Source organism: Streptomyces thermocarboxydovorans (assembly GCF_039524635.1).
Classification (GTDB): Bacteria; Actinomycetota; Actinomycetes; order Streptomycetales; family Streptomycetaceae; genus Streptomyces; species Streptomyces thermocarboxydovorans.
This window is the reverse complement of record NZ_BAAAGU010000031.1, coordinates 71,968-83,481: the sequence shown is the minus strand read 5'-3', so window position 1 is coordinate 83,481 and position 11,514 is coordinate 71,968. Positions and strand designations below refer to the sequence as shown.

The 11,514-nt window shown below is 66.5% G+C and carries 10 protein-coding genes; 3 read left to right on the top strand and 7 right to left on the bottom strand.

All coding sequences use genetic code 11. From position 1 onward, the window contains the following. Positions 1–385 precede the first annotated feature (385 nt). Together ychF and ABD198_RS30720 are read left to right on the top strand one after the other, a co-directional pair. Positions 386–1,474, top strand: coding sequence for a redox-regulated ATPase YchF (gene ychF / locus ABD198_RS16285; protein WP_344001754.1), 1,089 nt, complete (start codon positions 386–388; stop codon positions 1,472–1,474). Between the two features lie 245 nt (positions 1,475–1,719). Further along, positions 1,720–1,911 (top strand): AbrB/MazE/SpoVT family DNA-binding domain-containing protein, encoded by a 192-nt coding sequence (locus tag ABD198_RS30720; protein WP_167994285.1) that lies wholly within the window; start codon positions 1,720–1,722, stop codon positions 1,909–1,911. 84 nt (positions 1,912–1,995) lie between these two features. Here ABD198_RS30720 and ABD198_RS16280 read toward each other — a convergent pair whose 3' ends face one another. Both ABD198_RS16280 and ABD198_RS16275 read right to left on the bottom strand, forming a co-directional pair. Then, positions 1,996–2,820: a very short patch repair endonuclease gene (locus tag ABD198_RS16280; protein ID WP_309141387.1), complete on the bottom strand. Its 825-nt coding sequence runs from the start codon at positions 2,818–2,820 to the stop codon at positions 1,996–1,998. Continuing rightward, the gene (locus tag ABD198_RS16275) at positions 2,817–4,106 is read right to left on the bottom strand and encodes a DNA cytosine methyltransferase (RefSeq protein WP_344001751.1); all 1,290 of its coding nucleotides are present in this window, start codon (positions 4,104–4,106) and stop codon (positions 2,817–2,819) included. Before ABD198_RS16275 ends, ABD198_RS16280 begins: the two co-directional genes overlap by 4 nt. A 120-nt stretch (positions 4,107–4,226) precedes the next feature. Between ABD198_RS16275 and ABD198_RS16270 the strand changes: the two genes are divergently transcribed. After that, entirely contained in the window at positions 4,227–5,087 is an 861-nt protein-coding gene (locus ABD198_RS16270; protein ID WP_167994281.1) for a GIY-YIG nuclease family protein, read from the top strand. 49 nt (positions 5,088–5,136) lie between these two features. Here the strand turns inward: ABD198_RS16270 and ABD198_RS16265 are convergent, their stop codons facing one another. The 5 genes from ABD198_RS16265 to ABD198_RS16245 all read right to left on the bottom strand — a co-directional run bounded on the left by ABD198_RS16265 (position 5,137) and on the right by ABD198_RS16245 (position 11,308). Then, a complete protein-coding gene (locus tag ABD198_RS16265) occupies positions 5,137–5,958 on the bottom strand; it encodes a hypothetical protein (protein WP_240967573.1) in 822 nt (273 codons plus the stop codon). Between the two features lie 170 nt (positions 5,959–6,128). Next, positions 6,129–7,145, bottom strand: a complete 1,017-nt coding sequence (locus ABD198_RS16260) for a glycosyltransferase (RefSeq protein ID WP_344001746.1) — start codon at positions 7,143–7,145, stop codon at positions 6,129–6,131. Continuing rightward, the gene (gene serS, locus ABD198_RS16255) at positions 7,145–8,437 is read right to left on the bottom strand and encodes a serine--tRNA ligase (RefSeq protein WP_344001744.1); all 1,293 of its coding nucleotides are present in this window, start codon (positions 8,435–8,437) and stop codon (positions 7,145–7,147) included. The genes ABD198_RS16260 and serS overlap by 1 nt, the downstream gene beginning before the upstream one ends. Continuing rightward, positions 8,430–10,058 (bottom strand): histidine phosphatase family protein, encoded by a 1,629-nt coding sequence (locus ABD198_RS16250; RefSeq protein ID WP_344001742.1) that lies wholly within the window; start codon positions 10,056–10,058, stop codon positions 8,430–8,432. Before ABD198_RS16250 ends, serS begins: the two co-directional genes overlap by 8 nt. After that, positions 10,058–11,308, bottom strand: coding sequence for a methionine adenosyltransferase (locus ABD198_RS16245; RefSeq protein WP_167994273.1), 1,251 nt, complete (start codon positions 11,306–11,308; stop codon positions 10,058–10,060). Before ABD198_RS16245 ends, ABD198_RS16250 begins: the two co-directional genes overlap by 1 nt. Positions 11,309–11,514: the final 206 nt, after the last annotated feature.

Below are 11,514 nucleotides of genomic sequence, written 5' to 3'. Positions count from 1 at the left end.
CCCGGCCCGCCTGCGGAGGCAGCGGCGCGGGCTTCCTGGCCGCCTGCCCCGGCGCGCGGGCCGGCGACGGTGCCGCCCTGGCCTGCCGGGCGGCTCTGCCCGCCCCGGAAGGCCTGGCCGGCGGTCCGTCCCGTCGCGGCGGGTGCTGCGCGGATCGCGTCCTCGGTTGCTCCACTGGACCAACTTAGGTCGGTTTATGTGCCGAATAGCCCGACAGACACGCCGGGGCGGCGGCACGACCAGGCGTCCGATACGCCGCCGGGGTGGGCGCGGCCACGCCGTAGACTGGTGGATCGGCCCGCGCGGACCAGTCGGCCAGGCCGAGCAGCCCCCATCCTGACCAATCCTGATCCAGTCCTCATCCTCACGTACGGGAAGTCGCAACGTGTCGCTCACGATCGGAATCGTCGGTCTGCCGAATGTCGGCAAGTCGACCCTGTTCAACGCCCTGACCAAGAACGACGTGCTGGCGGCCAACTACCCGTTCGCCACGATCGAGCCGAACGTCGGCGTGGTCGGCGTCCCCGACCCCCGGCTGCAGAAGCTGGCGGAGATCTTCGGCTCGCAGCGGATCCTCCCGGCGACGGTCGACTTCGTGGACATCGCGGGCATCGTGCGCGGCGCCTCCGAGGGCGAGGGCCTGGGCAACAAGTTCCTGGCGAACATCCGTGAGTCCGACGCGATCTGCCAGGTCATCCGTGCCTTCAAGGACGAGAACGTCGTGCACGTGGACGGCAAGGTCTCGCCGAAGGACGACATCGAGACGATCAACACCGAGCTGATCCTGGCCGACCTGCAGACCATCGAGAAGGTCCTGCCGCGCCTGCAGAAGGAGTCGCGGATCAAGAAGGACGTGGCGCCCAAGGCCAAGGCGGTCGAGGAGGCCAAGGAGATCCTGGAGAAGGGCGACACCCTCTTCTCGCAGGGCATCGTCCAGGGCAGCGAGCGCGCCGAGCTCCTGCACGACCTGCACCTGCTCACCACCAAGCCGTTCCTCTACGTCTTCAACGTCGACGAGGACGAGCTGGTCGACGAGGACTTCAAGAACGAGCAGCGCGCGCTGGTCGCCCCCGCCGAGGCGATCTTCCTCAACGCCAAGCTGGAGGCGGACCTCGCCGAGCTGGACGAGGAGGAGGCCCTGGAGCTGCTCCAGTCCGTCGGCCAGGACGAGCCCGGCCTCGCCACCCTCGCCCGCGTCGGCTTCCAGACCCTCGGCCTGCAGACCTACCTCACCGCCGGCCCCAAGGAGACCCGCGCCTGGACCATCAAGAAGGGCGCGACCGCGCCGGAGGCCGCCGGAGTCATCCACACCGACTTCCAGAAGGGCTTCATCAAGGCGGAGGTCATCTCCTTCGACGACCTCGTCGAGGCCGGCTCCGTCGCCGAGGCCCGCGCCCGCGGCAAGGCCCGCATGGAGGGCAAGGACTATGTGATGCAGGACGGCGACGTGGTGGAGTTCCGCTTCAATGTGTAGCGGGTTTCATAGCACAGCATTCCTGATCTAGCAAACATGCAGGTCAGAGGGGGTCTACCTCTTCGAGGTTAGGCCCCCTTCTTGTGCCCGTGCTGACTTGGTGCTGACCTGTCGGCACCGCTCATCACCCCTCTGCATCCCTCCCGTGCTGGTTTGGTGCTGACCCGGCCCCTTATGTCGGGCGCCGAGGCAGGCGGCCCGCACTCCCCGCCCTCGCTGTCGGTGCCGCGTGGGAGACTCCACGCATGTTGCGTGAGCCAGAAGAAGTGACCATCAGCGAGACCGGGCAGGTAACCCTTCCGCTGGGGCTCCTCGCGCAAGCGGGCGTCTCTCCGGGGACGCCTGTGGTCGCGTACAGCACGGGGGACGGTCGGATCGTGCTCCGCCGCCATGAGGATGCGGTGCGGGAGCTGATCGAACAGGGGAGACTCGACTAAGGGATCGCCGTCTCGCCCTGGTCGGCGAGGCGGAAAATGGGTGGAAAAGGCGGCAAAGTCCGGAACTGCGGCTTTGCTCACGCCTCATTCAGGCAACCCCTTCAGTCGGCTGCCCGCGCTACCTGTTCCCATACCTTCCAGCCGTTCCCTCACGACCTGACTTACTCTCTCTGCAGCCTGCGACGCGTCTTCGTGTTCCCAGAGACGTACGACCTTCCAGCCATGCTCTTCGAGCGTGGCTGTCGTTTCCGCGTCTCGGGCTTGGTTTCCCGCGATCTTGTCTTTCCAGAATTCCGCACGCTTTGAGGCAGGGCGATAGTGCTCCGGACAGCCATGCCAGAAACATCCATCGACAAACACAGCTACGCGGGCTTTCGGGAATACGATGTCGGCCGTTCTGCGCAACTCCGGTATCGGCCGTGTGGAAACCCGATAGCGAAGTCCCTTACGGTGAAGTGCTGACCGAAGAAGGCGTTCCGGTTTCGTGTCTCTTCCCTTGTTGGCCTGCATCACCGCCCGGGACGCGAGAGACGACGCCCAGGAACTGGATGGAACCTCTTCGGTAGTGACGTACCCGGCGGCACGGGCCATTTCCCAGGCTGTTTTAAGGTTGGCGGCACGAGTCGAGGCATCCACCTCGCCTACGTACCGCTCGCGCGTTTCCCCCGCTTGTGACCACCGCAGGTAGGCACGGATACGGCGTTGCTTGCGGTACAGGCGTAGGGCGATGGAGGCGCGCGCGTATCGCCCCTCACCCAAGCTGACGGCGCGCATATGGGAGCCGCCGGCGGCCCGATCCTGCTCAGCCGCGCGAGCGTGTTTGCTCATGCCGGCTTTCGGCTTCCAGGCCGTATCGGCGGGGACGCGCTCCTTCCAGTGCCGCCGCTGATCACTCGCGGTCTCTGTCACTGCCTCTTCTCCGCGTCCGCTAGCGCAGCCGCCACCGCCCTCGCGAAGGCTGCTCCGAGCTTGACAGGGACGGCGTTGCCGAGCTGGCGCATCTTCTCGCCGCGTGGCCCCTCAAGGACCCAGCGGTCAGGGAACGTCATGACCCGCGCGGTCTCGCGCACCGTCATATACCGGTAGCCGGTTCCATCGTATTCGGGGTCGTCCAATCGCATCACGGACTCCCCACCGGGGACACCGTGAACACCAGCCTTCACAGTTTTCGCCGGGCGATCCAGGAGATTAGGAGTGTGACCTGGGTACATTCGCGCCCCTGGCCACCCGAAGTGATCCGGAATATCGCCAACCTGCCGCTTCGGCTTAAGCGCCTCCACCGGAATGGGAGGAAGTGGCTTACCCTCGTTCTCGTCGATCCCCGCGATGGCGTCCCTGAGTGTACGCCAGGGCTTCAGCTTCAGCTTTTCCTTAACTTTCTCGTTCTCAAGGTCGAGATCGGGCAGGTTCTCGATGACGCGCTTCTTCACGTCGTCGTCTACCTCCGTATGCCTGTCCCAGTACGGCCCGCCATCCCGCATTGAATGAATCAGGGCCTCTTCCGAGTACTCCGGCTTGGGGCGATACTTCTCCCAGTCGATTCCGAGGTCCGCGCGGAAGGCAACGATAATCACCCGATGGCGAATCTGTGGGACACCGTAGTCAGCCGCGTTGACGGGCATGTGAGTCACCACATAGCGCTCGGACGGATCGGTGTCATCGTTGGCGATGGCCTTCGCTAGAGCCTCGTCGTGTTCCTCCCATGTCGCCCCGTCTCGCGTGAGGAAGGGGAGTGTCAGTTCACGCTTGATGTACTCGAAGTACGGGGCGAACGAAGGGCGTAGAAGGCCGCGGACGTTCTCGCAGATGACCGCTTTGGGCTTCAGTTCACGGATGGCGCGGAACATCTGAGGGAACATGTTGCGTTCGTCCTCGTCGCCCCTGTGTACGCCGCCCAGGCTGAACGGCTGGCACGGTGGACCTCCGGCGATGACATCGACGGGCTCCTTCACCTCTTTGGTGAAGTCGATCTCCCGGACGTCTCCCTCGATGAGCGGCCAGGGGCGGGCGGGCCTGTCGCCGTTGGCGGGCTCCGCCGGGTTGCTCCGTAGGGTCTCGCACGCCCGCTTGGCGAACTCGTTGACCAGCAGTGGACGGAAGCCCGCCGAGTGCACGGCCATCGCTAGCCCCCCACCGCCGGCGAACAACTCGACACAGGTCCCCACCTCTCGGCGGGCTTCTCGCAGCTCAGACATGGGAGAAGCGTACCGCGGAGTTGTTGATCATTGTGTCGACTTCAGTAACTTTCTTCTCACGACCCACCGGATCACCGGATAGGCTGACGGCGATCACGCGTTCGGGAGGGTTTCACTCGCATGGCCAGCCGGTTCAGCAGTCAGTTCCGCCTCAGCATCACGCAAGCTCTCGGGGATCAACTGGCGGAAGCGCTTGGAAAGCTGACACGTGCTCCACTCACTCGGCACAACCTCGATCTGCTGGACGAGCAGGCGGAAGCCGAGCGGCTGGCCAGCAAGTCCGGCGTGTACCAGCTCTATCGCGGCGACAAGCTCGTGTATGTAGGGAAGGCCGATAAGCCTCTTCCTGCTCGGCTTGGCAACCATCTTCGGAAGATCTCTGGTCGCCGGAACATCTCCCTCAATGAGATCACTTTCAAGTGCCTCTATGTCGCCGAGGATTTCACTGCGGTCGCTCCCGAAAAGCTGCTCATTAAGAAGTATAAGGCGGACGGTCATATCCCCTGGAACGCTAACGGGTTCGGCAACAAGGACCCCGGGCGCAATCGTGACCGAACAGTCTTGAAAGCCAACCACTTTGACATGCTATTCCCGATTGACCTGGACCGCAGGGCTGAGAACCTGACTCGCGGGGAGCAGAGGCTGTCAGACCTGCTTCAGTCGATAAAGGATGGTCTTCCTTACAATTTCCGCTTCCAGGAGAGTCCTCAGTTCGATGAGATCTCCGTGTTCGTGCCGTCAGTCGACATGACGGCGGACGAGGTCTTCCGCCTCGTCGCGGCGCAATTGCCGGATACCTGGCAGATCAGCGCCCTCATGGGCTACGTGATCATGTACGACGACAAGCGGGTGGACTACCCGAGCGCGTGGCGTTACTACCGAGGCTCCGAGGTCGTGGCGCACCAGCCAGCTTCCAAACCCGCCAACAGTAAGGACGAGGAGCCGGAGGACGACGAGGAGGAAGAGGCGCGCTCGTTCTGACGTCCTTTGCAGGTGATTCGTGGGCGGTTCGTCTTGACACCAGCCAAGATCATCCGCAGGTGGCGGCCCGACGGGCAACTTCCTGCTCGATGGCGGTAGTTACGGCGGGCCACGGGACGGGAAGCGGAGTGATCGTCGTCCAGTACTGGTGCGATGCTCGAACCACGGCGCTCGCTCCGAGACCTACAGCCCCTGGGGTCATCGCGCCCAGGACCCGACGGGTCACCCCGCCCGCGCCGCGTGCGGCCGGCGTGATGCCGTTGCCCAGGAGGAGCGTCGCCGTGCGAAGCGCGTCTAAGGTGGGAGCGGGGGCGGCTCCGGCAAGAGAGCCGAAGATCAGTTCCTTCCAGCTCCGCAGCGTCCGGGCCCAAGCTAAGCGTTCAAGGCCCGTGCCCAGGTCGACGGCCATGCGTTGAGGGTTCTCTCTGTTCCAGAGGAGCACGATGTCGCCGAGCGTGAGGTCCAGGTGGCGGAACATGAGGGTCACGCCGGCCACCTGGCGGCGGTGCCAGACCTTCAGCTGACCGTAGAGGCTGAGATGCCGGGCATGGAAGCCGAGTCGTGAGAGGACGTAGAGCCAGTCGTCGAGGACGGCGGCGTACTCGTCGATGCTCTGTATCGGCTGGACGCGCGAGACGTTGACGAAGGAGGTCAGGTAGCCGTCGAGGAGCTCTCCCGTGGCGTCTCGCTCCCCGGTGAAGCGGACCACCGGTTGCGGAATGAATCCACTGCGGTAGGTCACGGGACGGCCGTCTTTGAGGAGGGGGTCGAGGGCTTGGACCGCCGAGATGGCCAGCTCGGTTTCCCTTCCCCAGCGAAGCGGGATGCACGCGTCGCGAGGAACGCCGCGGGCCGCGAAGGCGTCTTCCAAGGTGGCCAGGAGCTCGGCCCACGAAGGCGGCCGGCGAGGCGGCGCGTACGGTGACCCTCGGCGACGGTGGCGGATCTCAAGATCCGTGCCCTCGAACGTGAACTCCCAGGCTGATCCGAGGACTTGGCGAAGGGCGGTTGATACCTGATGCGTGGGCCCCCCGGTCAGCATCAGCGTGCCGCCATCGCCTCGAAGTGCCGCGTCGGGTCGAAGCGATGCTGGCCTATGGCTTGGACCTGAGCGTGATCCAGTGCGGAGGCGCGCTCGATCGCCTCGGCGAGGGCCTGCGATGCCGTCTCGTCGTCAGCGTCGGGCGGGACGACCGTCGTGGCGCCCGTGCGGTCACAGAGCGCGGCTTGGGCGCAGGTTCCGTCCCGCCAGGTCAGTGCGGCCATGGGCGTTCCCGCTCGGAGCGATTCGCCGAAGACGGCGGCGCCCGCTTCCACGTAGGTGCGGTCGTAGGTGTAGACGAACAGGGATGCCTCGCGGATGGCGGCTGTCTTCGCCGGGCCGCCGAGTTCCCCGACCCACTCCACGTGGTCTGCGGAGAAGAGCTTTTCGTGGCTCCGTACGTAGTCCTCGCTGAAGACGGGGCCGACGACGCGGATGCGACGGCCGAGTATCTGAGCGGCTCGCACCGCGAGGTGGGGAGCCTTCTCCTCGTCGATACGGCCGAGCCACACGAGGTCTCGTCCCTTGGTGGCCGGCGGTTCCTCCTCGTGGAGGCCGAGGTGGACAGCAAGTTCCTGAACGGGCTGGTGGGCGGCGTAGCGCTCGATCATCTCGGGCGAGTAGCAGTACAGGCGGGATCGCTTGCCGTCGAACGCGGATTCGGCGTGTTGGAAGACCGGGGAATGCTGGAACGTGGCTACGTCGCAGTCGAGTTGGGTCCAGGTGCGGACCCAGGCGGGCAATGACGGGTACTCGTGGCCGACGATCAGGAGGTCGTAGCCGGCGGCTTTGAGCTCACGCTCGGCCAGCGAGCCGGGCGTGATGTCTTCGAGGCGGACCGGCTTGCGGACCCATTCGGCTTCCAGTTCCGGGAGCCATCCCGGGCCCAGGAGGCGTACGTCGGCGCCTGCGGCTCGGGCGCCTACTGCGACCGCCCAGAGCCATCGTTCGATCCCGCCGTATCCGGCAGGGGGGAATGCGTAGCTGCCAGGAAAGTCGCAGACGCCGACAAGCACTATGCCTCCGGTGTTCCGTCCGCCGAGATCCGGCGGAAGCCGAGGTACGGGACGAGTGATTCGGGCAGGACGATCGAGCCGTCCTGTTGCTGGCACTGTTCGAGCAGAGCGGCGAGGGTGCGGCCGATCGGAAGGCCCGAGCCGTTGAGCGTGGCGACCAGCTTGGGCTTTCCGTCCGTGCCGCGGGTGCGGATGTTCGCGCGGCGGGCCTGGAAGGTGCCGAAGTTGGAGACCGAGGAGATCTCGCGGTAGGTGTTCTGGCTCGGGAACCAGACCTCCAGGTCGTAGGTGAGCTGGGCGGCGAAACCCGTGTCACCTGCTGCGAGGGTGACCACGCGGTATGCGAGCCCCAGCTCCTTCAGGCACGCCTCGGCGTGGCCGATCATCTTCTCCAGCTCGGCGTCGGCGTCCTCCGGGGCGCAGATCCGGACCATCTCCACCTTGCCGAACTGGTGCTGGCGGATGAGCCCCCGGGTGTCGCGGCCGTACGAGCCGGCCTCCGAGCGGAAGCACGGCGTGTGGGCCGTGAGGGCGACCGGAAGTTCCGAGGGCGGGATGATCTCGTCGGCGTAGAGGTTGGTGAGGGGGACCTCAGCCGTCGGGATCAGGAACAACTCTCGATCCGCGGTGCCGGTCTTGAACAGGTCTTCCTCGAACTTCGGGAGCTGGCCCGTGCCGGTCATGGTCTTCCGGGTGACGAGGAACGGCACCGCGTGTTCGACGTAGCCGTGACGGCGGGTGTGCAGGTCGAGGAAGAGCGCCGCGAGGGCACGCTCAAGGGCCGCACCCGCCCCTCGCGATACCGCGAAGCGGGGGCCCGACAGCTTCGTCGCTCGGGCGAAGTCGAAGATGCCAGTGGCCTCGCCAAGATCGACGTGGTCTTTCGGCTCGAAGGAGAAGGCTGGCGGGGTGCCCACACGGCGGACCTCGACCGCGAACTCCTCGGAGTCGCCGTCGGGAGCCCTGTCGTCGGGGATGTTCGGGATGCTGAGCAGGAGGCTGCGGAGCTCCTCCTGCACCCTCTCCTGGTCGGCCTCGATCTCGCGGATCTGGTCCTTGATCTCCCGGGCGCGCTCCTTCAGCTTGGCGATGTCCCCGCCCTGCTTCGCCGTCTGCTGGACCTCACTGGCCACTCGCTTGGACTCTGCCCGCAGCTCGTCCGCCGAGCGGATGTTCTGGTTGCGCCGGGACTGGAGACTCTCCAGCACGGACAGGTCCAGCGAGTATCCGCGGCGAGCGAGGCGACGTACCGCTTCGGCACCCATGTCGATCAGGGCGCGGGCATCATGCATGAGGGGAGTCCTCCTCCGGCGAGTGGTCTACACGGTCGACGGTAGCAACTGCCGAACCCCCTTCGGCCCGCAATATCGCGGCGCCACCGCGCCCATCTCCATCGCTGGCTCCCTCCCCGTCAAGATCAGTCAGCAGGGCCTTGAGCCATCCATGCAGTGCCTCATCGGTGACGGCAAGCGGCTCGGCGCACGGGGCCTCTGGGAAGAACAGCGGCATGGCGTCGCCCGGGGAACGATCCCGGTGCCAGAGCAGAACCGACACCAGCAAGCCGTGGCAGACGAGTACGCGTGGCCCCGGATGCTCCAGGGCCGCGCGTACTCCGGCGAGCATCCGCCGGATGCCTTCCCGCTGGGACTCCCGGGCGCCCGGCGGGCGCCGCTCCCCGCCGTGGTGATCGAGCCAGGCGGCGTACTCCAGGAACGGGCGGCCTTCGAACTCCCCGTAGTCCAGCTCGTTGAGCTGACCGATCACCACGAGCTCCGCCTTCGGCACCCCCATCAGCAGGGCAGCCGTCTGCCGCGCTCGCGGGAACTCGCTCGCCAGCCACGTGCGCACGCTGTGAAGGGGAAGCACAGCCCACGCTCGTCCGCACGAGCGCACGCCCTCTTCACTGAGTCGGATGGGGCGAGTGGGGTCTCCGTTGACGAGGTACCGCTTGCTGTAGTCCGTTTGCCCGTGCCGGAGGATGTACGTCGTCACCGATCGCTCCCCGGGCTGGAGGCCAGCAGCGTGGAGAGCACCCTCGCGATCTTCGGCTTCGCGGGGTCGTTGATCTCTGTGTAGTAGAGGAGGCCGTCGACCGCGAGGGCCCTGCACCACGGCGTGATCTCCGGAACGGGGATACGGGAGATCCGAGAGGCGGCGGTCAGCCGGTCGGCCACTTTCTCGTTCAAGGTCGTAGTAGACCGTCCAGAAGGCCCAGTCGAACACCGCGTCTCCCACCAAGGGGTGCGGGTCGATCAGGCGCGGGTGCCCTCCTCCGTCGAACAGGACGTTCTCCCGGTACAGGTCGGCGTGGAGCACCGTCGTACGGGCCGGGTCTTCCCGCAGGCCGGGGAGTTCCTCGCACGCCTCCTCCACGAGCGGCTCCAAGGAGCCCAGGTTGAGCCGCCGTACTCGTTGGCGGATACGGGGCACGACCACCTCCCGACGGAAGTGCGCCAGGCTCGGGAGATCCGGCAGCGTCCCCCGCTGGCCGAGACCGTGAAGCCCTTGGATGGCGGCGGCCACCATCTGCGTCTCTCGCGAGAGAGGGGCGCCGCCGCCGGGACGGCCGCCGATCAGTTCCAGTGCCGCCACCGACAGGTCGTCGGCGGCCTCGATGGCATCAGCGATCGGACCGCCGGCCCACGTCTGAAGAGCGGTGATCTCCTGGCGGTAGCGGAGCGGCTCGTACCACGCCTTGAGGATCAGCGGAGTCCCGTCGAGGGCGGTTGCCAGGGCTACGACGGAGGCGTGCCCCGCGTCGTGGTAGCTCCGCAGCGTGAGCTTCCAGCGCTCCGCCGCCTCGGCCAGAAGGTGCGGCGCGGCCCGCAGCCACGCCGCCGCCGTTGAGCCGTAGTGGTCGAGAAGGCGCCGCCGACAACCAGGCGGCACATCTCCGAGCGTCTGCGTGGTCATCAGCTGAGCACAATCCCGTCCGAGACAAGCTCGTCCGTCAGGGCCGGGAACCCGTCGAGGGCCTCGACGACGAGGGCTTGCACCTTGTCGATCTCCACGTCCCGCGAGGACAGGCGGACAAGAATGCGCCACGGCTGGTCGAGCCGCTGTCCCGTGGTGCTGACGAGGTGGACCTCGGCGTGCCCGCCGGTCGCCTCGTGCAGGCGGTGCGCGAGACGCTGCGCGGCGATGTTGTAGAGCTTGCCGACGTGGTAGACGGGGTTCTTGCCGTTGGCGCCCTCCAGGTTCATCGGGCGCAGAGGGGTGATCAGCCCATTGACGCGGTTGCCGCGGCCCACGACCCCTTCGTCACCCGACTCGATCGAGCTGCCGGTGTACGTCAGGTACAGCTCATCCTTCTCCGGGATGTCGCGCGCGTTGAGCCGGAAGCGGGCCTCGGCACCGGGAAGGCGGATGCCGACGAGCCGGTGGCACTCGGCGAGGATGCTCTCGGTATTGCGGATGTACTCCGCCCGGCTGCCGACGTGCCGCGACTTCTGCGGTACGCACAACACGATGTCCGCGCTCTCGCCGTCCCAGTAGCCCATGAGCTTCACGTCCGAGCCGCACCACACGTGTGCTCGCCTGAAGTCGCTCGGCCCGGAGAGGTGGTCCACCAGCTCGCGCACGAACGACTCGAAGGGGTTCTCCGGCGCCCAGCCCGTACCGAGCGAGGTGTCGTTCGAGAACCGCACCCGGCGCTCCCGGAGGTCGTCGATGGACCTCGGGTTGAACCAGCGAGTCCGGTCCGGGACCGCGTCGCCGGTCAGCACGGCGCCGGGGCTCGAATTGCTCGTGATGTTGAACGAGATGTCCAGGTGATCGCAGACCTCCGGAAGGCGCTCGGCGAAGAACTCCCGTACCTCCGCCTCGACGATCTCCAGGACGGGGATGCGCTCGCCGCCGCAGGCGGGGGCGGCCCGCCCGTTGACCAGAACCCGGACCGGCGCTGTCATCTTGCCGCCGCCGTAGCGCACCTCGCTCGCCCCGCCCAGGAGAGCGAGCTTGTCGAAGTTGTGGTGCAGTACGGCACCGAAGTGCTGCACGGTGTAGCGGCTGTACGCCCGGGACAGCCGCTCGGCCAGGTGATCGGCAAGGGTGTCGGGATGCCCGAGCCCCTTGCGCTCGACGATGGTCGTCCCGTCGTGCTCCGGGGTGCCGGTGTCGATCACCAAGAGGCTCTTGCCGAAGGTCATGCTCGTTCGGGGCATGGCGAACTCCCGTCTCAGGGTCGGCAGGGTGGCCCAGCACAGGCTTCGGTGAGCCAGGCGGGGAGAAAGTTGCTGCTCGGCGCGGTACCAGCGGTCCGCGGCGGCAGAACAAGATTCGCCCGGCGAGCGAGGGGATCGGAACGTCTTCCCACTGCCCTGGCACCGAACTTTCCCTGAACTTAGGTCGCTTACCAGGACCTTTGCCG